The 22,719-nt window shown below is 73.9% G+C and carries 23 protein-coding genes; 12 read left to right on the top strand and 11 right to left on the bottom strand.

The annotated features are described in order from the left end of the window. The first annotated feature begins 237 nt into the window (after positions 1-237). Together AC07AW_RS11925 and AC07AW_RS11920 are read left to right on the top strand one after the other, a co-directional pair. The gene (locus AC07AW_RS11925; RefSeq protein ID WP_478815271.1) at positions 238-1,206 is read left to right on the top strand and encodes a pseudouridine-5'-phosphate glycosidase; all 969 of its coding nucleotides are present in this window, start codon (positions 238-240) and stop codon (positions 1,204-1,206) included. After that, entirely contained in the window at positions 1,203-2,117 is a 915-nt protein-coding gene (locus AC07AW_RS11920) for a carbohydrate kinase family protein (protein WP_478815270.1), read from the top strand. The genes AC07AW_RS11925 and AC07AW_RS11920 overlap by 4 nt, the downstream gene beginning before the upstream one ends. A gap of 30 nt (positions 2,118-2,147) precedes the next feature. On the opposite strand, the gene AC07AW_RS11915 is transcribed toward AC07AW_RS11920, so the two are convergent. Then, positions 2,148-2,783: a nucleoside/nucleotide kinase family protein gene (locus AC07AW_RS11915; RefSeq protein WP_478815269.1), complete on the bottom strand. Its 636-nt coding sequence runs from the start codon at positions 2,781-2,783 to the stop codon at positions 2,148-2,150. 117 nt (positions 2,784-2,900) lie between these two features. Here AC07AW_RS11915 and AC07AW_RS11910 point away from each other — a divergent pair, with 117 nt between their 5' ends. The 3 genes from AC07AW_RS11910 (at position 2,901) to AC07AW_RS11900 (ending at position 4,508) form a co-directional block, all read left to right on the top strand. Continuing rightward, entirely contained in the window at positions 2,901-3,317 is a 417-nt protein-coding gene (locus AC07AW_RS11910) for a VOC family protein (RefSeq protein ID WP_478815268.1), read from the top strand. Between the two features lie 64 nt (positions 3,318-3,381). Continuing rightward, positions 3,382-4,134: an SDR family NAD(P)-dependent oxidoreductase gene (locus tag AC07AW_RS11905; RefSeq protein WP_478815267.1), complete on the top strand. Its 753-nt coding sequence runs from the start codon at positions 3,382-3,384 to the stop codon at positions 4,132-4,134. Between the two features lie 26 nt (positions 4,135-4,160). After that, the gene (locus AC07AW_RS11900; RefSeq protein WP_478815266.1) at positions 4,161-4,508 is read left to right on the top strand and encodes a MerR family transcriptional regulator; all 348 of its coding nucleotides are present in this window, start codon (positions 4,161-4,163) and stop codon (positions 4,506-4,508) included. Between the two features lie 2 nt (positions 4,509-4,510). On the opposite strand, the gene AC07AW_RS11895 is transcribed toward AC07AW_RS11900, so the two are convergent. After that, positions 4,511-5,140, bottom strand: coding sequence for a winged helix-turn-helix transcriptional regulator (locus AC07AW_RS11895; protein ID WP_478815265.1), 630 nt, complete (start codon positions 5,138-5,140; stop codon positions 4,511-4,513). Between the two features lie 90 nt (positions 5,141-5,230). On the opposite strand from AC07AW_RS11895, the gene AC07AW_RS11890 reads away from it, so the two are divergent. The 3 genes from AC07AW_RS11890 to AC07AW_RS11880 all read left to right on the top strand — a co-directional run bounded on the left by AC07AW_RS11890 (position 5,231) and on the right by AC07AW_RS11880 (position 7,684). Next, positions 5,231-6,442: a pyridoxal phosphate-dependent aminotransferase gene (locus tag AC07AW_RS11890; protein ID WP_351180983.1), complete on the top strand. Its 1,212-nt coding sequence runs from the start codon at positions 5,231-5,233 to the stop codon at positions 6,440-6,442. An 80-nt stretch (positions 6,443-6,522) separates the two neighbouring features. After that, entirely contained in the window at positions 6,523-6,981 is a 459-nt protein-coding gene (locus AC07AW_RS11885) for a hypothetical protein (protein WP_478815264.1), read from the top strand. Between the two features lie 13 nt (positions 6,982-6,994). Continuing rightward, complete coding sequence (locus tag AC07AW_RS11880) at positions 6,995-7,684, top strand: DUF2293 domain-containing protein (RefSeq protein WP_478815263.1); 690 nt, start codon at positions 6,995-6,997, stop codon at positions 7,682-7,684. A gap of 37 nt (positions 7,685-7,721) precedes the next feature. Here AC07AW_RS11880 and AC07AW_RS11875 read toward each other — a convergent pair whose 3' ends face one another. The 3 genes from AC07AW_RS11875 to AC07AW_RS11865 form a co-directional block, all read right to left on the bottom strand. Beyond that, entirely contained in the window at positions 7,722-8,513 is a 792-nt protein-coding gene (locus AC07AW_RS11875; RefSeq protein ID WP_478815262.1) for a chaplin, read from the bottom strand. Between the two features lie 215 nt (positions 8,514-8,728). Then, positions 8,729-10,009 (bottom strand): SWIM zinc finger family protein, encoded by a 1,281-nt coding sequence (locus AC07AW_RS11870; protein WP_478815261.1) that lies wholly within the window; start codon positions 10,007-10,009, stop codon positions 8,729-8,731. Then, positions 10,006-12,843 (bottom strand): DEAD/DEAH box helicase, encoded by a 2,838-nt coding sequence (locus tag AC07AW_RS11865; RefSeq protein WP_478815342.1) that lies wholly within the window; start codon positions 12,841-12,843, stop codon positions 10,006-10,008. Before AC07AW_RS11865 ends, AC07AW_RS11870 begins: the two co-directional genes overlap by 4 nt. Before the next feature lie 185 nt (positions 12,844-13,028). On the opposite strand from AC07AW_RS11865, the gene AC07AW_RS11860 reads away from it, so the two are divergent. After that, positions 13,029-13,364: a hypothetical protein gene (locus tag AC07AW_RS11860; protein ID WP_478815260.1), complete on the top strand. Its 336-nt coding sequence runs from the start codon at positions 13,029-13,031 to the stop codon at positions 13,362-13,364. Positions 13,365-13,456: 92 nt separating this feature from the next. Beyond that, positions 13,457-13,726: a DUF6343 family protein gene (locus AC07AW_RS11855; RefSeq protein WP_478815259.1), complete on the top strand. Its 270-nt coding sequence runs from the start codon at positions 13,457-13,459 to the stop codon at positions 13,724-13,726. Between the two features lie 36 nt (positions 13,727-13,762). Here AC07AW_RS11855 and AC07AW_RS11850 read toward each other — a convergent pair whose 3' ends face one another. From AC07AW_RS11850 to rpsA, 4 genes are all read right to left on the bottom strand, one after another. Next, a complete protein-coding gene (locus AC07AW_RS11850) occupies positions 13,763-14,131 on the bottom strand; it encodes a tetratricopeptide repeat protein (RefSeq protein WP_478815258.1) in 369 nt (122 codons plus the stop codon). 137 nt (positions 14,132-14,268) lie between these two features. Then, positions 14,269-14,883, bottom strand: a complete 615-nt coding sequence (gene coaE / locus AC07AW_RS11845) for a dephospho-CoA kinase (protein WP_478815257.1) — start codon at positions 14,881-14,883, stop codon at positions 14,269-14,271. A 31-nt stretch (positions 14,884-14,914) separates the two neighbouring features. Beyond that, the gene (locus AC07AW_RS11840; RefSeq protein WP_478815256.1) at positions 14,915-15,853 is read right to left on the bottom strand and encodes a PAC2 family protein; all 939 of its coding nucleotides are present in this window, start codon (positions 15,851-15,853) and stop codon (positions 14,915-14,917) included. A gap of 176 nt (positions 15,854-16,029) precedes the next feature. Continuing rightward, positions 16,030-17,541, bottom strand: a complete 1,512-nt coding sequence (gene rpsA, locus AC07AW_RS11835) for a 30S ribosomal protein S1 (protein ID WP_478815255.1) — start codon at positions 17,539-17,541, stop codon at positions 16,030-16,032. Positions 17,542-17,887: 346 nt separating this feature from the next. Between rpsA and AC07AW_RS11830 the strand changes: the two genes are divergently transcribed. After that, positions 17,888-18,727: a class I SAM-dependent methyltransferase gene (locus AC07AW_RS11830; RefSeq protein WP_478815254.1), complete on the top strand. Its 840-nt coding sequence runs from the start codon at positions 17,888-17,890 to the stop codon at positions 18,725-18,727. A 72-nt stretch (positions 18,728-18,799) separates the two neighbouring features. After that, on the top strand, positions 18,800-21,454 hold the full coding sequence (locus AC07AW_RS11825; protein WP_478815253.1) for an ATP-dependent RNA helicase: 2,655 nt from the start codon (positions 18,800-18,802) through the stop codon (positions 21,452-21,454). On the opposite strand, the gene pgfA is transcribed toward AC07AW_RS11825, so the two are convergent. Together pgfA and AC07AW_RS11815 are read right to left on the bottom strand one after the other, a co-directional pair. Then, positions 21,438-22,433 (bottom strand): cell envelope lipid trafficking protein PgfA, encoded by a 996-nt coding sequence (gene pgfA, locus AC07AW_RS11820; RefSeq protein WP_478815252.1) that lies wholly within the window; start codon positions 22,431-22,433, stop codon positions 21,438-21,440. The genes AC07AW_RS11825 and pgfA overlap by 17 nt on opposite strands. A gap of 10 nt (positions 22,434-22,443) precedes the next feature. Continuing rightward, on the bottom strand, positions 22,444-22,584 hold the full coding sequence (locus AC07AW_RS11815) for an SPW_0924 family protein (protein ID WP_369143656.1): 141 nt from the start codon (positions 22,582-22,584) through the stop codon (positions 22,444-22,446). Positions 22,585-22,719 lie beyond the last annotated feature (135 nt).

Genomic DNA, 22,719 nt, shown 5'->3' with positions numbered 1-22,719 from the left:
GCCGGGACCGGCTGGAAGCACGGCCTCCGTTTCGGCCCCCACCAGGCGCGATGCCGAGAACCCGCTGCGGCGACGAAATCCGTACCGGCCCTCCGCCGCAGCGCCCCAAGGGCGTCGCGGGCGTCCCCGCCGCCTCGGGCGGGGGGCCGGTCACGGATTCCGCAGACGCCTTCGCGCGCGTGGCAGGAGGTCGCCGACGAGGTTTGCGGGGCCGGTGATCGCGCCAAGGAATGGGACATGTCCACACAGGTGTCCGAAGAGGTACGGGAGGCGCTCCACGAGGGCCGGCCCGTCGTCGCGCTGGAATCGACGATCATCGCCCACGGCCTGCCGCGCCCGCGCAACCTCGCCGTGGCCGCGGAGCTGGAGGAGTCGGTACGGGCCGGGGGCGCTGTCCCCGCCACGATCGCCGTCGTCGACGGCACGGCCAGGATCGGCCTCGACCGGGCGGCGCTGACCAGGATCGCCGAGGACCCGTCGGTGCGGAAGCTGGGCCACCGCGACCTGGCCCCGGCCCTGGCGACGGGGGCGACCGGGGCGACGACGGTCTCGGCGACGGCCTGGCTTGCGGACGCGGCCGGCATACGGGTGTTCGCGACGGGCGGGCTCGGCGGCGTGCACCGCGAGTGGAGCGAGACCCAGGACGAGTCCGCCGACCTGCGGCTGCTCGCCCGGGTCGGGATCACCGTGGTGTGCGCCGGGGTCAAGTCGATCCTCGACGTGCCCGCGACGCTCCAGCGCCTGGAGACCCTGGGGGTGACGGTCGTCGGCTACGGCACGGACCGCTTCCCCGGCTTCTACCTCTCCTCCTCGGGCGAGCCCGTCGACTGGACCCTGCGCACCCCGGCGGAGGTGGCCGGGGTGATACGGGCGCAGGACGCGCTGGGCGGCCCCCGGGCCGCCCTGATCGTGGCGAACCCGGTGCCGGTGGCCGAGCAGTTGGATCCCGCGCTGCACGACCGGGTGCTCGCGCGGGGCCTCGCGGCGGCGAAGGAGAAGGGGATCACCGGGCAGGCCGTGACGCCGTTTCTCCTCGAATACCTGACGGTGCACACGGAAGGGGCGTCCCTGGAGGCCAACCTCGCGGCGGTACGGGGCAATGTGCGGCTCGCGGCGAGCATCGCGGGGGCCTACGCGTCGGGTGCGGCACCGGGCGGCGCGGGCACGGCGGCTCGTGGCACGGCGACCGGAGCCGACGGCCGGTGACCCGGGCCGGGGGCGCGCTGCTCGTCGTCGGGGACGTGGTCACGGACGTCGTCGCCCGGCACCGGACCCCGCTCGCCCCGGCGACGGACACGGCGGCGGAGATCCGGACCCTGCCGGGCGGCGCCGGGGCGAACGCGGCCTGCTGGGCGGCGCGTTCGGGCGGCGGGGAGGTGCGGCTGCTCGGCCGGGTGGGGACGGACGCGGCCGGCTGGCACGAACGGGCGCTGCGGAGGGCGGGCGTGCGCCCCCTGCTCGTCCCGGACGCGGAGGCGGCGACGGCCACCGTGATCGCGCTCGTGGACGGCTCGGCGGAGCGCACCTTCCTGACGGACAGCGGCGCCGCGCTGCGCCTCTCCCCCGCCGACTGGTCGCCCGGCCTCCTGGACGGTGTGGCCCGGCTGCACCTCTCCGGGTACCTGTTCTTCGCCGCGTCGAGCCGCGAGACGGCCTGCCGGGCGCTGCGGGACGCGCGGGCGGCGGGAGTCCCGGTGAGTGTGGACCCGGCGTCGGCCGGGTTCCTGGCGGAGCTGGGCGCGGACCGGTTCCTCGCGGCGGCGGAGGGCGCCGAGACGCTGCTGCCCAATGCCGACGAGGCCCGGTCGCTCACCGGGTGCGGCGAACCGGAGTCGGCGGCCGCGGAGTTGAGCCGGCGGTTCCCGCTGGTCGTGGTGACCCTCGGGGCGGCCGGCGCGCTGGTCGCCGAGGGCGGTGCGGTCACCGCGCGGGTGGCGGCGCCCCCGGTGCGGCCGGTGGACTCGACGGGCGCGGGCGACGCGTTCACTGGGGCGTTCCTGGCGGCGCGGCTCGCGGGCGAGGACCCGGCACGGGCCGCCGAGGCGGGCTGCCGCGCGGGCGCGGAGGCGGTCACCACGGTGGGCGGCAGACCCCCGGCGGGCCCGGCCGACGACTGAGGGGCCGGGCCGGCCCCCGACGGACGGGCCCTAGGTCCGCAGCCCCGTCCAGGCCGGGTGGCGCGGGTCGTCGGCGCGTACGACGGCGTCCGCCGCCTCGGTGGGGCCGACCTCCATCTCGTACCGGGCGAAGGCGGGCAGGGTCCAGGACTCCTCCGTGCGCCGGGCGAGAGCGGCGGGCGAGAGGCGCAGATGGACGGTGAGGTCGAAGGGGAACCAGTGGCCGAGCAGGAAGGTCCCGTACAGCACGAGCACCCCGCGCGGCGGCAGCGTGACATAGGGGCTGCGGGTCGCGCGGTCCGTGACCGGGTCCCACAGGTCGGGCAGCACGCGCCCGGTGCCGCCGGGGTCCAGCGGCCCGAAGACCTCCCGCCACAGGGCCCCGGTGTCGGTCCACCCGCTGTAGTACGCGTCGGGGTCCTGCTTCCCGTACTCGTACCGGAGGGAAGCAGGCCGCAGGAAGCCGCCGGTGCTCACGACCTGGACCGCTCGCCCGCGTGTGCGCAGCGCCTCGGCGAGGAGCCCGGCGAGTTCGCCCCCGGGCACGGCCGGCGGGCCGTCGATGCCCACCTTGAGCCAGTCGTCGCCCGCCGCGGCGGGCGACGTGTCGAGGTGGCCGGCGAGCGTCTCCGCCAGCCGGTCCCAGGTGATCGCCTCGTATCGCATGACGCCCATCCTGCCTGCCGCACCCCACCCCTGACGTGTACCGGCCGACATCTTCGGCCGTACGGTGACGTGGCTGCGCGACCGCGCGGCAGCCACGGAGGAGAGGACCCGTTCCCGATGAGCCGGCGTCAGGAAGCACTGCCCTACGAGACCACGGAGGCGACGACGCCCTTCGGCCTCGGGCTGCACCATGTGCAGCTCTCCCTGCCGCCGGGCGAGGAGGAGGTGTGCCGCCGGTTCTACGTGGACGTCCTCGGCATGACCGAGATCCGGAAGCCGCCGGTGCTCGCGGCGCGCGGCGGTCTGTGGGTGCGCTCGGACGCGCTGGAGATCCATCTGGGCGTCGAGGAGGACTTCCGGCCGTCCCGCAAAGGGCACCCGGGCATCCTGGTCGCCGACATCGAGGGCCTGGCGGAGCGGCTGACCGGCCTGGGCACCGAGGTGACGTGGGACGACAACTTCCCGGGTCACCGGCGCTTCTATGTCGCCGACTGCCACGGCAACCGGCTGGAGTTCCTCTGCCCCCAGCAGTGAGCCGGGCCCCGGCAGGGAGCCGGGCTTGACCTTGTCACTGGCGTCAGGGTTCGACGATCGGTCCATGGACACCACCACACCCACCAGGGTCGTCGTCGTCACCGGCGCGGGCACCGGCATCGGCCGGGCCACCGCGCGCTCGTTCGCCGGGCAGGGGGCGACGGTCGTCGCCGTCGGCCGCCGGGCGGAGCCGCTGCGGGAGACCGCCGAGGGGCACCCGGGCATCCACCCGTTCGCCGCCGACATCACGGCGGAGGGCGCGGCCGAGGAGATCGTCCGCGCCACGCTGGCGGCCCACGGCCGGCTCGACGTCCTCGTCAACAACGCGGGGATCTCCGCCGGCGGCCCGCTCGGCACCCTCGACCGTTCCGTGATGGCCCCGCTGCTGGAGACGAACCTCGTCGCCCCGGTCCTGCTCACCCAGGCGGCCGTCCCCGCGCTGCGGGAGTCCCGGGGCGTCGTGGTGAACGTGACGACGACGATCGGTCAGCGCGGCTGGCCCGCCAACTCCTTCTATCCGGCGACCAAGAGCGCCCTGGAGACCCTGACGCGCTGCTGGGCGGTGGAGCTGGCGCCGGCCGGTGTCCGGGTCGTGGCGGTCGCGCCCGGTGCGATCGAGACCCCGATCGCAGACCACATGGGCCTCTCCCCCGAGCAGCGGAAGGCGGTGCGGGCCTGGCAGCTCGCGCACACCCCGCTGGGCCGGGTCGGCAGGCCCGAGGAGGTCGCCTGGGCGATCACCGCGCTCGCCGCCCCGGACGCCGCCTTCCTGACCGGCACCGTCCTGCCGGTCGACGGGGGCGCGCTGGTCTCGTGATACGACTGCGCGAGGAGGTGGCGTCCTTGCGCATCGGTGAACTGGCCCGGCGGACGGGGGTGTCGGCCCGCGCGCTGCGGCACTACGAGCAGGCGGGGCTGATCACGTCGTGCCGCGCGGCCAACGGGTACCGGGTGTACGAGGAGATCGCCGTCGCGCGGGTGGCGAACATCCGGTACCTGCTGGACGCGGGGTTCACCCTGGACGACGTGTCGGCGTTCCGCACCTGTCTGGACGGGGACATCTCGGCGGCCCCGCCGTCCGCCCGGGCCCTGGAGATCGCCCGCGAGCGGCTCGCCGTGATCGACGCGCGCATCGCGGCCCAGACGGCGGCCCGCGACCGCCTGGCGAAGGCCCTGGCGGCGCAGTCCTGAGCTCAGGCCGACGCGACGACCGCCGCGGGGCGTTCCAGCACGGCGCGGCCCGCATCCACCGCCTCGCCCAGCGTGAGCTCTCCCGCCGCGAGGGCCCGGCAGGTCGCCGCGTCGGTCCGCAGCCGGGCGTCGGGGGCGTCCACGGCCCCGTCCCCGTACGCCATGCCCCCGTCGGCCCCGATCCGTACGTGGAACTCGCCCTCGTCGAGCGTCACTTGGACGACCCCCGCGCCGAGCTCCGTCAGCGCGCCGAGGAGCGGGATCGCGTACCAGTGGGCGCGGACCGCGTCGGTGGGCCGCGGCTCGCCGAGGTCGGGCGCGCCCCAGGCGGCGAGGGTGCGCAGGACGGGCAGCAGGTCACGTCCGCGCGGGCTGAGTTCGTACACGTACGCCGAGACGGGCGGGGGCAGCCGGCGGCGGGTGACGAGCTCGGCGCCCTCCATGTCCTTGAGACGGCCGGCGAGCATGTCGGTGCTGACGCCGGGCAGGTCGGCGTGGAGGTCGGTGTAGCGGCGCGGCCCGGCGAGGAGTTCGCGGACGACGAGCAGGGTCCAGCGGTCGCCGACGAGGTCGAGGGCGCGCGCGGCGGCGCAGTGCTGGTCGTAGCTGCGGCGGCGTGGCTGACGTGGCATGCGACGCAGTCTAGACATGTTGTTGGACTTTCCAAGCTTGAACTTGGTAAAACCAAGCAACACTGATTCCGGGGACCTGGGAGGTCGGACATGGAGTTCCGGCAGTCGAGCAAGCTGAACGAGGTCTGCTACGAGATCCGCGGCCCGGTGATCGAGCACGCCAACGCCCTGGAGGAGGCGGGCCACAGCGTCCTGCGCCTCAACACGGGCAACCCGGCGCTCTTCGGCTTCGAGGCCCCCGAGGAGATCGTCCAGGACATGATCCGGATGCTCCCCAAGGCCCACGGCTACACCGACTCGCGCGGGATCCTCTCCGCCCGGCGCGCGGTCGCCCAGCGCTACCAGTCCATGGGCCTGCCGGACGTGGACGTCGACGACATCTTCCTCGGCAACGGTGTGTCCGAGCTCATCTCGATGGCCGTCCAGGCCCTCCTGGAGGACGGCGACGAGGTCCTCGTACCCGCCCCGGACTACCCGCTGTGGACGGCGGTGGTCACGCTCGCGGGCGGCAAGCCCGTGCACTACCTGTGCGACGAGTCCGCCGACTGGTACCCGGACCTCGACGACATGGCATCGAAGATCACCGACCGCACCAAGGCCATCGTCGTCATCAACCCGAACAACCCCACGGGCGCCGTCTACCCGAAGGAGGTCCTGGAGGGCATCTTCGAACTCGCCCGGCGCCACGGCCTGATGGTCTTCGCCGACGAGATCTACGACCAGATCGTCTACGACGAGGTCGTCCACCACCCGGCCGCCTCCCTCGCCCCCGACCTGGTCGTCCTCACCTTCGGCGGGCTCTCCAAGACGTACCGGGTCGCGGGCTTCCGCTCCGGCTGGCTGGTCGTCACCGGCCCCAAGCAGCACGCGAAGAACTACCTGGAGGGCCTCACCATGCTGGCCTCCATGCGGCTCTGCCCCAACGCCCCCGCCCAGTACGCCATCCAGGCCGCGCTCGGCGGCCGGCAGTCGATCCACGAGCTCACCGCCCCGGGCGGCAGGCTGCGCGAACAGCGCGACCGGGCCTGGGAGAAGCTCAACGAGATCCCGGGCGTCTCCTGTGTGAAGCCGAAGGGCGCCCTGTACGCCTTCCCGCGCCTCGACCCCGCCGTGCACAAGATCCACGACGACGAGAAGTTCGTCCTCGACCTGCTGCTGCGGGAGAAGATCCAGGTCGTGCAGGGCACCGGCTTCAACTGGCCGCGCCCGGACCACTTCCGCATCCTGACCCTGCCGTACGCCGACGACCTCGATGCCGCCATCAGCCGCATCGGCCGCTTCCTGAGCGGCTACCGGCAGTGACGTCCGGCCCCCTCTGCTGTCATGATCTACGGGTCTGAAGGCCTCTGACGGCCGAGAGGGAACGGGAGGGCGGGCCGATCATGGATGCGGCGCTGATAGCAGTGGCGGGAACCCTGTTGGGCGTCGTCTTCACGCACTGGTTCCAGGGGCGGGCGACCGAGCGCACGGCCGCCCTCGCCCGCACCGAACAGCTCCGGCAGGAACGGATCGCGACCTACAGCGCCTTCGCGGGCGCCGTCGTCGACTACCGGCACAGCCAGAACGACCGCTGGTTCCGGGCGCGCCGACAGCCCGGCTCGGAAGAGGCGGAGGAGTCGCGGCACGCCTCCTACCGGCAGCGCACCGCCGCCCGGCAGGCCCTCTTCCACGTCCAGTTGGTGTGCGACGACCCGGAGGTCCGGCGGCTCGCCGAGGCCGCCTTCGTGGATTCCCACTGCATGCACGAGGCGGTCGACGAGGCGGACCGCGCCCGGCGCTCCGAGCAGGCGAAGGAGGCACTCGCCGTGTTCATCGCCGCCGCCGCGCCCGGCGTCCGCTGACCGGGGACCTGCCGTGGACCTCGTCGCGCCCGTCGTCGTCGAACCGCTCCGGCGCCGCCGCTGCTCGGAGTGCCACCGGGGGCCGCTGGAACGCATGATCGTCGATTTCAACGCGCCGGTCTGCCTGGACTGCGCCGATCTCGGCCATCTGGTCTTCCTGCGCCGCGGCGACACGGCGCTCACCCGCCGCGCCCGGGAGGCCAGCACCCTCTGGGCCGTGGTCGTACGGCACAACCGACGCCGCACCCGGTACGAGCGCCAGGGCCTGCTCGTCGAGGAGGCCGCCCTCGCCGAGGCGGAACGGGCCTGCCTGGCCGACGCGGACGCACGGGCCGCGCGGCGGGCCCGGGACGCGCTCCGGCGCGCCGCCCTCGACGCCGAGATCACCCAGGTCCTCCTGACGGAGATCCTGCGGCTCTTCCCGTCCTGCCCGGCCGACCGGGCCACGGAGATCGCCGTCCACGCCTCGGCCAAGGGCAGCGGACGGGTGGGGCGCACGGCCGCGGGCCGCTCGCTCGACCGCGGCGCGGTCACCGCCGCGGTACGAGCCTCCGTACGGCATGTGGACACGCCGTACGACTCCCTGCTGATGCAAGGGGTTCCCCGTCACCAGGCCCGGACGAGGATCGCGCCCGCCATCGAGGCGGTGCTCCGGACCTGGCGCCAGGACGGCGGTACCGCGGGCGGCCGGGAACGGGGCTGACGGCTCGGGCGTCAGCCCGCGTCGGCCGGGCGGACCCTCAGGCCTGGTCGGCGGCCCGGCGTGCGCGGCGGTACAGCAGGGCGCCGCCGAGGAGCAGCGCGGCGCTCGCGGGAACGGCGTAGCCCATGGCGTCCGAACCCGTGGCGGCCAGCGAGGCGGTGCTCGTCTCACCCTGCGGCGCGGGGGCCGGGGCGGCCGGAGGCACGCTCTCGGAGCGCGGCACCGGCACGTTGCGCACGGGGGTCTGCGGGCGCGGCGTCGGCGTCTCGATCGGCTGCTCGGGCTTGGCCGGGCCGTTCACCGAGGTGTTGCCGAAGACCGGGTTGAGGATGCCGACGACGTCGACCGAGTTCCCGCTGACGTTCGCGGGGAGGTCGACGGGCAGCTGGAGGCCGTTCCCGGAGAGCACGCCCGGGGATCCCGCGGCGTGGGTCTCGGCGGTGGACCCGCCACCGTTGGAGGAGCCGCCCCCGTGGGAGCCGCTCTGGGAGCCGCCGGCCTGCTCGCCGCCGCGCGGGGTGGCGGGCTGGTCCTTGTGGGAACCGCCGCCGCTCTCGTCCCCGTACCCCCCTGCCTCCCGCTCCGTGGAGCGGTTGGCACAGCTGTTGCCGAAGGCCGGGTTGAGCAGACCGACGACGTTGACGGTGTTGCCGCAGGCGTTGACCGGCGCGTGCACCGGCAGCTGGATCGTGTTGCCGGAACCGACTCCCGGCGAACCGACCGCGGCGCCCTCGGCGCCGGCGTCGGCATGGGCGGCGCCCGCCGAGAGGGCGAGCGCTCCGCCCGTGACCAACAGTGTGGCCAGACCACTTCGGCGAATCTGCCTCATGGCTTCCTGCCTTCCGGAGGTATGCACGGGCAAGTGCCCGTACCGGAATCAACGCGACAAACGTGTGCGCCGGATCCGGCCGTTGACGGGTTTCACCCCATCGAGTGGGAATCCGTTCGAGTGTCGGGTCAACACCCGCCGACACCCGTCACACCCGCCGACGCCCGTCACACCCGCCAATGTCCGTCACACCCACGCACGCCCGTCGGCAGCCGTCAACGCCCGAGGAGGTCGGTGAGGGCGCCGACCGGGTCCGGGTCGGGGGCGCCGCGCGGCCACCAGTCCTCGCGGCCGGCGTCCGACTCGTACCCGTACCAGAGACCGTCCCGGCCGAGCCGGAGCTGGAGGGACTCCCCGGAGAGATGGTTGCGCCAGGGGCGGAACGCCGGGAAGTCGGCCGCCAGCAGCGCGGGTCTGGCCCGGTCGAACGGGCCGGCCGGCGGGTCCCAGGGCTCTTCGAGGACGACGAGTCCCGCCGCACCGCCCTGCCGCCAGGCGGCGACGGCGCGGGCGAGGTCCGTGGGGGTGCGATCGAGGGCGTACGCCAGATCGCGGTAGAGCGCGCGAGACGAGGCGGTCAGTCCGGAACCGGGGTGCGCGGCGGCCAGCCGGACCGCGTCCTGCCAGGGGGTCAGCGCGGCGACCGGGTCGTGGCCGGTGGCGAGGAAGGCGTGCGCGCGGGCGGCGGCCTCGGTCGCGAGGAGGTCGAGCGCGAGCGGATCGGGGGCGTCCGGGTCCGGGGGGAAGACGGCCGGGCGGCCGGGCCGGTCCGGGACGGGCAGCTCGGGCGGCAGCGGCGGCAGACCGGACCCGGTGGCCGCGTCGAGCGCGATCCGGGCGGGGACCGTGGGCATCGGCGGGGCGGCGGCGCCCGCCTCGGCGGCTCCCCGGGCGGCGTTCCGCCGGGTGAGTTCGGCGAGGAGCTCCTGCTCCCCGCGGCCGCGCATCAGGAAGAGGACGAACGGGTCCTCGTCGAGGAGACGGGCGGCCTGGTAGCAGAGGGCGGCGGCGTGCTTGCAGGGGTAACCGTCGTCCGGGCAGGAGCAGTCGGGGACCAGGTCGCCCGGCGCGGGCAGCAGTCCGGTGACCGCCTCCAGGGCGTGCGGCACGTCCTTGTCGAGGAGGGCGGCGATGTGGTCGGGGCGGGCGGCGGCCTCGTCGAGGAACCGCTCCCAGCCGTCGTCGCCGAGGGTCCGCATCCTGATCTCGGTGCGGTACGGCCGGGGCCGGGTGCCGTGCACGTAGGCCACGACCCGGCCGGGGGTGACCGTGATCGCGTCGACATGGCCGCGCCCCGCATAGGCCTTGCCGCGCGCGAGCCGGGCCGGGTCCAGGGCGGTGTTCTCCAGGACCGTCACCCAGGCGTTCCCCCACCAGGTGGCGGCGAACCGGCCGTCGGGGGCCGAGCGCGGCGCGAGCTGCGGGAAGCTGCGGCGGCGGTCGTCGTGGCGGAGGGCGGCACCCCGTGCGCCCCGCGCGCCCCGGGCGTGGTTCACGAGGGCCTCCTCAGGGACACCAGGTCGGCGAGCTCCCGGTCGGTGAGTTCGGTGAGGGCGGCCTCGCCGGAGCCGAGGACGGCGTCGGCCAGGGCCCGTTTGGCGCGGAGCATCTCGGCGATGCGGTCCTCGACGGTCCCCTCGGCGATGAGCCGGTGGACCTGCACCGGCTGGGTCTGCCCGATGCGATAGGCCCGGTCGGTGGCCTGTTCCTCGACGGCCGGGTTCCACCAGCGGTCGTAGTGGACGACATGGCCGGCCCGGGTGAGGTTGAGGCCGGTGCCGGCGGCCTTCAGGGAGAGCAGGAACACGGGGACCTCGCCGGCCTGGAAGCGGTCGACCATCCGCTCCCGCTCGGCCACCGGCGTGCCGCCGTGCAGGAGTTGTGCCGGGATGCCGCGCGCGGCCAGGTGGTCGGCGAGGAGCCGCGCCATCGACACGTACTGGGTGAAGACGAGCACGGACCCGTCCTCCGCGAGGATCGTGTCGAGGAGCTCGTCGAGCAGGGCGAGCTTTCCGGAACGGCCGGCGAGGCGCCCGGTGCCGCTGCCGCGCGGCGCCTGCTCCTTGAGGTACTGCGCGGGGTGGTTGCAGATCTGCTTGAGGGAGGTCAGCAGGCTCATGACGAGACCCCGGCGGGCCATGCCCTCGGCGCCCTCGATCCGCGTCATGGTCTCGCGGACGACCGCCTCGTAGAGCGAGGCCTGCTCCCGCGTGAGGGCGACGGGATGGTCGGACTCCGTCTTCGGCGGGAGTTCGGGGACGATGCCGGGGTCGGACTTGCGGCGGCGCAGCAGGAAGGGCCGCACCAGCCGGGCGAGCCGCTCGACGGCCTCCTCGTGCTCGATCTCCTCGTGGTTCTCCACGGCCCGGGCGTGCCGGGAACGGAAGGCCTTGAGCGGGCCGAGGAGGCCGGGGGTGGTCCAGTCGAGGAGCGCCCAGAGCTCGGAGAGATTGTTCTCCACGGGGGTGCCGGTGAGGGCGACCCTGGCGGGTGCGGGGATCTCGCGGAGCGCCTTGGCGGTCGCGGAGAACGGGTTCTTGACGTGCTGGGCCTCGTCGGCGACGACCATCCCCCACTCCCGCTCGGCGAGGCGGGTGGCGCTGGTGCGCAGGGTGCCGTAGGTCGTGAGGACGAAGCCGCCCTCGGTGCCGTCGAGGTCCCGGTCCGTGCCGTGGAAGCGCCGGACGGGCACGTCGGGGGCGAACTTCCGCACCTCCCGCTGCCAGTTGCCGAGGAGGGAGGCCGGGCAGACGACGAGGGTGGGGGCGCGGCGAGCGCGGCGCAGGTGGAGGGCGATGAGGGTGACGGTCTTGCCGAGTCCCATGTCGTCGGCGAGGCAGCCGCCGAGTCCGAGCGAGGTCATCAGGTCCAGCCAGGCGAGGCCGCGGAGCTGGTAGTCGCGCAGGGTGGCGGTGAGACCGGGTGGTGCCTGCACGTCCTCGGGGCCGGCGAGGAGCCGGTCGCGGAGCGCGGCGAGGGCCCCTACGGGGACGGCGGGGACGGACTCGCCGTCCACCTCGGCGGTGCCGGTGAGCGCGGCGGCGAGGGCGTCGACCGGTTCGAGCAGGCCGAGCTCGCGCTTGCGTGCCTTGCGGACGAGGGCGGGGTCGACGACGACCCACTGGTCGCGGAGGCGGACGACGGGCCGGTGGGCCTCGGCCAGGAGGTCCATCTCGCGCTCGGTGAGCGGATCGCCGTCGAGCGCCAGCTGCCAGTTGAACCGCAGGAGCTCCTCGCTGTCGAAGAAGGAGGTGCCGTCGGTGGCGGAGCCGGGCGCGGCGTGGGCGGGGCGGACGACGGCGGAGGCGCTGAGCGAGCGGGCCAGCTCGCGCGGCCAGTGGAGGGCGACCCCGGCGTCGGCGAGCCGGGCGGCGGCCGGACCGAGGAGCTCGTACAGCTCGTCCTCGGTGACGGCGAGGACGTCGGGCACGTCCCGCTCCAGGAGCCGGGAGAGCGGGGGCCAGACGCGGGCGGCCCGGCGCAGGGCGAGGACGGCGTCGATCCGGGCGCGGGGCCCGAAGTGCTCGCCGTCCCCCGCCCACAGGTCCGCCGCGTCGATGACGAGGGTCGAGTCGGCGAGGCTGTGGATCTGGAGGAGCGCGGCGGCGGCGTGCCGCTCCCCGTCGGCGGTGCCGGAGGTGTCCGGGGCATCGGCGGTGTCGAAGAGTTCGTACGGCGACAGGTCCAGGCGGAGCGAGACCCGCACCCCCGCGTCCATCCCGGCCGCCGCCTCGGCGGCCCAGGCACGCGCGCGGGGCAGGTGCTGCGGGGCGCGCGCCGCGAACGGCGCGCCGACCGCGTGGGCGGCGGCTGGCGTGCGGGGCAGCACGTCGGCGACCGCGTCGAGGAAGGCCCGCACGAGGCCTTCGGGCTCGGGCAGCCGGAGCGGACCGCGCCCCGGCACCGGCACCGCGTATGCCTCGTACGGCAGGGCGGCGGCGACGGCCCGCAGATGCGCGATGTCCTCGGCGTCCAGGGGTCCGGCCCGCCAGGCGTCGAGATCGTCCGCGGTCAGCCCCGGCAGGAGCCGTCCGCGCGAGGCGAGGTGCAGGGCGTGCAGGGCGGCGGCGCCCCAGCCGGCGGTGGCGGGGTGCGCGGCCGGATGGTGGCGGGCCGCGACGAGATGCGGCAGGGCGGCCTCGACCGGCAGGATCACGGCGGGCACGGAACGGCCGCGGGCGCCGCTGCCGTGCCGCCGGGCCACGGTCAGCTCGGCCCGCTCCGCCCCGCTCGCCGTCGGATCCGGCAGCGGGCCGCCGTCGGGCGCCCAGAAGGCGACCCGGCCGTCACGGGGAAGAGAGGCCGGCAGGAAGACGGCGGCGCTGGTCATCCAGGTGTGTGCCACGGCTCCGCTCTCCTCCCGCTGTGTGTCGTTTCCCTACTGGACCTCCGACCTTACGGGTGGGGTCTGACAACGGGCGTCGGGCGGTTCCCCCGGACGGCCCAGCAAAGGATGCCGGCGGTCGCCGGGGGCGGCATGGTGGCCTGAAACGACACGACAGAAGAGGATCCGCCATGTCCGTTCGTCGGCGTCTCACGACCGCCACCGGGGCCGTGCTCCTCACCCTTGCCGTCGCCGGCTGCTCGGGCCTCGGCCGCACCGCCGTGGGCACGATCAAATCCGAGACGCAGCACAGGTTCGTGGTGACCGTGACGAGCCCCTTGGTGACGGGCTGCCACCGCCTGGCTCCCTCGGGCGTGACCAGGGTCGAGAACAACGCCCTGACCGACATCATCATGTACCGGACCCGCGACTGTAAGGGCGAGAACTCCACCTACGTGGCCACCAACTCCGCGAACTGGATCGCCCCCGGCACCCTGCCCTGGCGCAGCTACAGCGTCGTCCACTAGGCGGGAAGCGCCCCTCGGCGGGCGTTCCCTTTCCCCCACCCCGGGTACATGCTGGAAGTGACCTCGGGGTTCCGAGGGGAGATGCGACCGTCATGCGTACGGGGAACGAGCCTGTGAACGCGCGCAGCGCGCTGCGCCTGCGGTTCTGGCTGAGCATGTGGGGGCTGCTCTGGGCGGCCTTCGGCACGACCGTGTTCTCCCTGCTGGAACATCCCGGCTGGGCGGCGGCCTGCGGGGTGCTGTTCCTGGTGGCCACGGTCGACATGGCGGTGGTGCTGCACCACATCCATCAGGGCCCGCACTGGCAGCCGGGCCGGAGCATCCCGCCGTACGAACCGGATCACGGCGGCCCACGACGCTGACGCCCCCACCCGCTCGGACCGCTCGGTTCCGCCCGTTCAGTTCCGGGTGTCGAAGCCCGCCGCCAGGAGGTACTCCGGCTTCGGGTCCAGCGCGGCGGCGAGGCGGAAGTGCCGGATGGCCTGGGCGGACTGCCCGGAGCGCTCGAAGGTGCGGGCCAGCGCGAAGTGGGCGAAGGCGTTGTCCGGCTCGCGCTCCAGGACCAGCTCGAACTCCAGCTGTGCCGGTCGGAGCTGTGCGGCGGCGAAGAACGCCCGGGCGCGCAGCAGGCGCGCCGCCGTGTTCTCGGGGTGGGCGGCGATCACCGAGTCCAGCAGCTTGACGGCCCCACGAGGGTCCCGTGCGGCCAGCAGGTGCTCGGCGGCGCGGAAGTCGATGACGTGCGTTTCCGGGTTGCTGTCGGCCACGATGGCATCCTTCCCCTCGACCGGTGGTTGAACACCGGACCCGGCGGCCGCATTCCGCCGGGCCTGGCGGGGCCTGACGCCGGGGCTTGTCCGGCGGATCATGGCCGGGTCCGCGCCCCTGATCCGCCGGGCAGGCCCTAGGCGTCCTCGGCCGGGGCCGCGGCGCGGCGCTCCAGCTCCTCCCAGACCTTCCGCACCTGGGGCTCCAGCGCGTCGAGCGGTCCGTCGTTGTCGATCACGAGGTCGGCGACGGCCAGCCGCTGCGCGCGCGTGGCCTGGGCGGCCATCCGGGCCCCGGCCTCGGCCTCGGCCATGCCCCGGAGCCGTACGAGGCGGTCGAGCTGGGTCTCGGGGGACGCGTCCACGACCACGACCAGGTCGTACAGCGGCGCGAGCCCGTTCTCGGTGAGCAGGGGTACGTCGTGGACGACGACGTCCCCGGCGCCCGCGCGGCTCTCCAGCTCCGCCGACCGGGCCCCGACCAGGGGGTGGACGATGGTGTTGAGGGTGGCGAGCCGGTCTGCGTCGGCGAACACGATGGAGCCGAGCTTCGGCCGGTCGAGCGTCCCCTCCGCGGTGAGGACGCCGTCCCCGAAGGCGGCCACGACGGCCGCGAGCCCCGGGGTCCCGGGCTCGACGACCTCGCGCGCGATCCGGTCCGCGTCGATCAGTACGGCTCCGTACGAGACGAGCAGCCGTGACACTTCGCTCTTGCCGGCGCCGATCCCGCCGGTCAGGCCCACCTTCAGCATGAGCGGCAGCTTAGGGCCTGTCCCGGAGGGGCTAGGCGTCGCCCTCCCGCTCCGCGAGGAAGCGCTCGAACTCACGGCCCAGCTCGTCGGCCGACGGCAGGTCGACCGGCTCGGCGACCAGGCTGCCGCGCGTCTCGGCGCCGGCCGCCGCGTCGTACTGGTGCTCAAGGCCCTGCACGAGCGCGACCAGCTCCTCGTCGCCCTCGCCGATCTGGCGGTCGATCTCGGTCTGGGTGCGGCGGGCCTCGGTCCGCAGGGAGTGGGCGACGCCCGGCAGGACGAGGCCGGTGGCGGCGGTGACGGCCTCCAGGGCGGTCAGGGCCGCGTCCGGGTACGGGGACCGCGCCACGTAGTGCGGGACGTGGGCGGCGACGCCGAGGGTGTCGTGGCCGGCTTCGGTGAGCCGGTACTCGATGAGGGACTCGGCGCTGCCGGGGACCTGGGCCTCGTCGAAGGGGCTGCGGTGGCCGGGCATGAGGTCGGTGCGGCTGCCGTGCGGGGTGAGGCCGACGGGGCGGGTGTGCGGAACGCCCATCGGGATGCCGTGGAAGTTGACGGAGAGGCGCACGCCGAGGCGCTCGACGATCTGCCGGACGGCGACGGCGAACCGCTCCCACTCCACGTCCGGCTCGGGGCCGGAGAGGACGAGGAAGGGCGCGCCGGTGGCGTCCTGCACGAGGCGGACCTCGATGGACGGCGTCTCGTACGCGGTCCAGCGGTCGCGCCGGAAGGTGAGCAGCGGGCGGCGGGCGCGGTAGTCCACGAGCCGGTCGTGGTCGAAGCGGGCCACCAGCTGGTGCGGGAGGGTGTCGAGCAGCCGGTCGACGATCTGCTCGCCGGTCTCGCCCGCGTCGATGTAGCCGTCGAAGTGGTACAGCATGACCAGCCCGGCCGACTCCTGCGCCAGGGCCAGGTCGACGACGGCCACGCCCTTCGGGTCCCATTCGTACAAATCCTGGGGATCAAGCACGATTACCGCTCCTCCTCGTGTTCTCTCTGGAAACGCCGCGCGGGGCACGGCCATTCCCGGGTCGCGCGATCTTCCGGCGGAGGAGTACGGGGGGTGCGGAAAACGACCGAGGCCCGCTCCCCCGAAGGGGAACGGGCCTCGGTTCGCTAGCGGCTAGCGCTCAGCGGAGAGCCTGTTCAGCTCTGGCCGCCGGCGAGCTTCTCGCGGAGGGCGGCGAGCGCCTCGTCCGACGCCAGGGCGCCGGAGGTGTCGTCCGACTCCGAGGAGTAGGAGCCACCCGAGATGCCCGCACCGGCGGTGCCGGCGGCCGGGGCGGCAGCGCCCTCGGCAGCGGCGGCCTCGTCGGCCTCGCGGGACTTGATGACCTGAGCCTGGTGCTGCTCGAAGCGAGCCTGCGCCTCGGCGTACTGGGTCTCCCAGGCCTCGCGCTGAGCCTCGTAGCCCTCGAGCCAGTCGTTGGTCTCGGGGTCGAAGCCCTCGGGGTAGATGTAGTTGCCCTGGTCGTCGTAGGACGCGGCCATGCCGTACAGGGTCGGGTCGAACTCGACCGAGGCCGGGTCGGCACCGAAGGACTCGTTGGCCTGCTTCAGCGAGAGGCTGATGCGACGACGCTCGAGGTCGATGTCGATGACCTTGACGAAGATCTCGTCGTTGACCTGGACGACCTGCTCCGGGATCTCCACGTGGCGCTCGGCCAGCTCGGAGATGTGGACCAGACCCTCGATGCCCTCGTCCACGCGGACGAACGCACCGAACGGAACCAGCTTGGTGACCTTACCCGGGACGACCTGGCCGATCTGGTGGGTCCGGGCGAACTGCTGCCACGGGTCCTCCTGCGTCGCCTTCAGCGACAGGGAGACACGCTCGCGGTCCATGTCGACGTCGAGAACCTCGACGGTGACCTCCTGGCCGACCTCGACAACCTCGGACGGGTGGTCGATGTGCTTCCAGGACAGCTCGGAGACGTGCACGAGGCCGTCGACGCCACCCAGGTCCACGAAGGCACCGAAGTTGACGATCGAGGACACGACGCCGGAGCGGACCTGACCCTTCTGGAGGGTCGTGAGGAAGGTCTGGCGAACCTCGGACTGGGTCTGCTCGAGCCAGGCGCGGCGGGACAGGACCACGTTGTTGCGGTTCTTGTCCAGCTCGATGATCTTCGCCTCGAGCTCCTTGCCCACGTAGGGCTGGAGGTCGCGGACACGACGCATCTCGACCAGGGAGGCCGGGAGGAAGCCGCGGAGGCCGATGTCGAGGATGAGACCACCCTTGACGACCTCGATGACGGTACCGGTGACGATGCCGTCCTCTTCCTTGATCTTCTCGATGGTGCCCCAGGCGCGCTCGTACTGGGCACGCTTCTTCGAGAGGATCAGGCGGCCTTCCTTGTCCTCCTTCTGGAGAACAAGGGCCTCGATCTCGTCGCCGACCTTGACGACCTCGTTCGGGTCGACATCGTGCTTGATCGAGAGCTCGCGGCTCGGGATGACACCTTCGGTCTTGTAACCGATGTCGAGCAGGACCTCGTCCCGGTCGACCTTCACGATGACGCCGTCGACGATGTCGCCGTCGTTGAAGTACTTGATCGTCTCGTCGATCGCGGCGAGGAAGGCTTCCTCGTTACCGATGTCGTTGACCGCAACCTGCGGGGTGGTGCTGGTGGCGGTGGTCTCGGTGCTGCTCGTCATGTGGGAAAGGGCTCCGGTTACGGACAGAAAGTCGTAGGTACTGCTACGCCGAGAGCCCGTATCGCACCAAGAAGCCGGACAGCCAATGAAGCACCCTTCCGCGAACGGGAGGGAACCTCGAAAACCGAGGGGACATACAACAGGTACGAGCGCGGCCTGCTCCGTCTGAGGCGCGCAGGCCCGCAGCGCAACCTTTAGCATACGGGGGCGGCCGGGCAGGGTCAATGCGCGAAGCGCGCACCCGGGGCAGATCTGCTCAATTCCGGCAGCACTCACGGCCCTTGCGTCACCAAGGCGGGGGTCCGCCGCACGGCGGCACTGAGCGCAAACTACATCGGCGGGCGAGATGAACCAAGAGTACGGACACGAAGACGCGGTCGACGGGGACGAGGAAGAGGCCGAGGCGACCCGGCGTGACGCGGGGGACGCGGAGAGCAGCCGGGCGAGCCGGGGCTGGTGGGACCGGAACGCCGACGAGTACCAGAGCGAGCACGGCTCCTTCCTGGGCGACGACCGGTTCGTCTGGGGCCCCGAGGGGCTCGACGAGGCCGAGGCCGGGCTCCTCGGCCCCGCCGGCTCCCTGAAGGGCCTCGCCGTCCTGGAGATCGGCGCGGGCGCGGCACAGTGCTCGCGGTGGCTGGCCGCCCAGGGCGCGCGGCCGGTGGCCCTCGACCTCTCCCACCGGCAGCTCCAGCACGCGCTGCGGATCGGCGGGGAGGTGCCGCTGGTGGAGGCGGACGCGGGGGCGCTGCCCTTCCGGGACGGCTCCTTCGACCTGGCCTGCTCGGCGTACGGCGCGGTGCCGTTCGTCGCGGACCCGGTGCGGGTCTTCCGTGAGGTGCGCCGGGTGCTGCGGCCGGGCGGCCGCTGGGTCTTCTCGGTGACGCACCCGATCCGCTGGGCGTTCCCGGACGAGCCGGGCCCCGAGGGCCTCTCGGTCGCCGCCTCGTACTTCGACCGCACGCCGTACGTCGAGCAGGACGAGCAGGGGCGAGCGGTGTACGTGGAGCACCACCGGACCATCGGGGACCGGGTGCGGGACGTGGTGGCCGGCGGCTTCCGGCTCGTGGACCTGGTCGAGCCGGAGTGGCCGGCCTGGAACAGCCAGGAATGGGGTGGCTGGTCCCCGCTGCGGGGGAACCTGATCCCGGGGACGGCGATCTTCGTCTGCGAGCGGGACGAGTAATCAGTACTACTAATGGAGGGCCCTGTGGATAACGGGGCCCTCCGTCTTCTTCGCACGTACGAGACTGAGTGCGTGATCCGAAACGACGCACTCGACCGTCTCCCCGTCCGCCACGCCGTCCCCGAGCTGCTCGCCGCGCTCGCGGAGCGCGGTGCGGCGGTGCTGTCCGCTCCTCCCGGCACCGGCAAGACGACGCTGGTGCCGCTGGCTCTCGCGGGGCTGATAGGGGACGGACCGGTGCGCCGGGTGCTGGTGGCCGAGCCGCGGAGGATGGCGGTGCGGGCGGCGGCCCGGCGGATGGCCTGGCTGCTCGGCGAGGAGGTCGGCGGCGCGGTCGGCTTCTCGGTGCGCGGCGAGCGGCGGAGCGGCCCCGCGACCCGGGTCGAGGTGGTGACCACGGGCATCCTGCTCCAGCGGCTCCAGCGCGATCCGGAGCTGGCGGGCGTGGACGTGGTGCTGCTCGACGAGTGCCACGAGCGGCATCTCGACGCCGACACGGCGATGGCCTTCCTGGTGGACGTGCGGGCGACGCTCCGGCCGGAGCTGAAGCTGATCGCGGCCTCCGCGACCAGCGACGCCGAGTCCTGGGCGGAGCTGCTCACGGTCCTGGACGGCGGCGGGCCCGCGCCGATCGTGTGGAGCAAGGGCGAGGGGCATGGGTACGCGGTGCGGTTCGCCGCGCCGCCGGCCGGGATCAGGCCCGCGCACGGCACCTGGGTCGATCCGGCTCTGCTGCGCCATGTGGCGTCGACGGTCCGGCTCGCGCTGGAGCGGCACGAGGGCGACGTCCTGTGTTTCCTGCCGGGTACGGGCGAGATCGCGCGGACGGCCGGGCTGCTCGACGGGGTCGACGCGGAGGTGCTGCAGCTGCACGGGCGGGCTCCGGCCACGGTGCAGGACGCGGTGCTGCGGGGTGCCGGGCCGGACGGGCGGAGGCGGGTGGTGCTCTCGACGTCGGTGGCGGAGTCGAGCCTGACGGTTCCGGGGGTGCGGATCGTCGTGGACTCGGGGCTCGCGCGGGAGCCCCGGACGGACCACGCCCGGGGTCTCGGGTCTCTCGCGACGGTGCCGGTGTCGACGGCTGCGGCGACCCAGCGGGCGGGGCGCTCGGGCCGTGAGGAGTTCGGTGTGGTCTACCGCTGCTGGGCCGAGGCGGAGGACGGCGGCCGGGCCCGGTTCCCCTCTCCGGAGATCAGGATCGCCGACCTGGCGGACTTCGCCCTGCGGGCCGCCTGCTGGGGCGACCCGACGGCGGAGGGGCTCGCGCTGCTCGACGCACCGCCGGCCGGGGCGATGGCGGCGGCCCGCGCGGTCCTCGGGTCGATCGGGGCCGTCGACGGGGACGGCCGGGCCACGGAGCGGGGTGTACGGATGTCCCGGCTCGGGCTGCACCCCCGGCTGGGGCGCGCGCTCCTGGACGGCGCGCCCGAGGTGGGGGCCCGGCGGGCGGCGGAGGTGGTGGCGCTGATCGGCGAGGAGCCGCCGCGCGAGTACGGGGACGACCTGGTGGCGGCCTGGCGGACGGCCCGCCGGGGCACCGACGGGTACGGCGCGCGCTGGCGGTCGGAGGTGCGCCGCCTGGAGCGGTCGGCGAGCGAGGCGGTGGGCGGGGGCGCCGGGGACAGGGCCGGGGCCGGGTCGGGGTCCGTGTCCGGGTCTGTGTCCGGGGCCGGGTCTTCGTCCGTGGCCGGGGCCGGGGCCTCGTCCGGGGCCGGGGTCGGGGTCGGGGTCGGGGTCGGGGTCGACGACGATGCCGCGGCCGGGCTTGTGACGGCGTTGGCGTTTCCGGAGCGGGTGGCCCGGGCGCGGGAGCAGGGTGGCTATCTGATGGCGTCGGGGAGCGGGGCTCGGCTTGCCGAGGGGTCTCGGCTGCGGTCCAGCCCGTGGCTGGCCGTGGCGGTGGCGGACCGCACCGCCAGGGACGCCACGGCGCGGGTGCGGCTCGCGGCCGTGGTGGACGAGTCCACGGCGTGCCGGGCGGCCGGGCATCTGCGGAGCACCGGCGAGGAGGTCCACTGGGAGGACGGGGACGTGGTCGCCCGGTCGGTGGACCGGCTGGGCGCGGTCGAGCTGACGGTCCGGCCCCTGGGTTCCGGGGCCGAGCCCGCTCTCGTACGGGAGGCGCTGCTGGACGGTCTGCGGCGTGAGGGGCTCGGGCTGCTGCGGTGGCGCCGGGAGGCCGGGGAGCTGCGCGAGCGGCTCGCCTTCCTCCACCGGGAGCTGGGAGAGCCCTGGCCGGACGTGTCGGAGGGGGCGCTGGTCGAGCGGGCCGGGGAGTGGCTGGAGCCGGAGCTGTCCCGGGCGTCGCGCCGGGCCGATCTGGGGCGGATCGACGCGGGGGAGGCGCTGCGGAGGCTGTTGCCGTGGGCTTCGGGCGAGGCGGTGCGCCTTGACGAGCTGGCGCCGGAGCGGATCGAGGTGCCGAGCGGTTCGCGGATACGGGTCGAGTACGGGGGTGAGCGGCCGGTGCTCGCGGTGAAGCTCCAGGAGATGTTCGGTCTGGCGGAGACGCCCCGGGTGGCGGGGGTCCCGGTGCTCGTCCACCTCCTCTCCCCCGCCGGACGGCCGGCGGCGGTCACGGCGGACCTGGCGTCGTTCTGGCGGGACGGCTACCGCGCGGTGCGGGCGGAGCTGCGGGGGCGGTATCCGAAGCACCCGTGGCCCGAGGATCCGTCCGCGGCGGTGCCGACCCGGCACACCAGTGCCCGTCTCAGAGGGGAGCGCTGACCGGGGCCGGGGCGGGGGCGGCGGGGGGCTCCGGCTCGGGGCGGCGCGAGCGGGCCTCCAGCCAGAGGGCGAGAGCAAGGAAGGCCAGTGCCAGGAGGGTGAGGCTCCACGGGACGTAGGAGACGAGCATGAGGACCATGAGGCGGTTGGAGGAGACCAGCTCGCCGACGCTCTCCAGATAGTCCTCGCGCATCTTCACGTGGCCCGCGAAGACGGTGAGGGTGTCCTGCCCCATCAGCTTCCTGGCGTTGCGGAGCTCCTCCTTGTGGATCTCCTCGCCGTTGACGGGGGCTCCGGTGACCGGCTCGATCCAGAACATGCGCTTGGTCGTGTACCAGCGGGTGAGGCCCGAGTCGGCGAGGATCTTCGGGGTGATGCCCTTGACCGGCATGGTCTTGGGCATGGGGACCTTGGTCCAGGGGATGGTCTGCTCGAAGTAGTAGACCTCCATGCCGCGGAAGGTGCGGGTGCCCTTGTAGTGGATGGGGGCCGCGGTGCGGGTCTGGGCGTCGAAGTACTGGTAGTCGCGCTTCTCGGTGAGGAAGGGGAACTTGAACTCGATGCCCTCGCGGCGGACCGCGTCGCCGTCGACGGACTCGCCGGTGGCGTGGACGGGGTCCTGGGTGTGGGCGTCGAAGATGTACCGCTCGGGGACCTGGGAGACCATCTTGCCGTCGGGCCCGGTGACGTAGGCGAGGGCGTCCCAGACGACGACGTCGCGCCCGGCGTCGCGTTCGATGCGCCGGGACTCCTCCACGTTGCCCTTGAGGGTCTGGATGATCGTGATCTTGTCGACCTTCTCGGCCTTGAGGGTGGAGTAGTTGAGGAGGGTCGCGGGCCGCGCCTCCAGAACGGTGTCCTGGTACTGGTTCGCCGGGATCTTCGCCAGGCGGGGGAAGGCGTACCAGCGCAGGGTCGGGGCCATCGCGGCGCAGAAGACGGCGAGGGCGAGCAGGACGAGGCTGGCTCGGCGGCGCACGGTCGTCCCCCTACTTCCTGGCGCCGGGATCGGCGGTCAGCAGGGGCTTGGGCGAGGTGGGGCCGTCGGGCGGCAGATCGACCACGGAGAGGAGCAGGACGAAGAGGAGGACTGGGGCGAGTCCGATGGCGGCGGCGACGAGGGCGCGCATGGTCGGCCTCCCGGGATGCGATCTGATAGGTCGTCAGGGCGGGGGCACCGTAGCAACGCGGCCGCGAGATGAGAACACGTTGCACCCGGATAACGCGAAGCGCCGTCCCCCGTCCGGTGCGGACGGGGGACGGCG

The organism is Streptomyces sp. NPDC044003 (assembly GCF_056435185.1).
The sequence above is the reverse complement of the archived record's forward strand: the minus strand, read 5'-3'. Positions and strand labels throughout refer to the sequence as shown.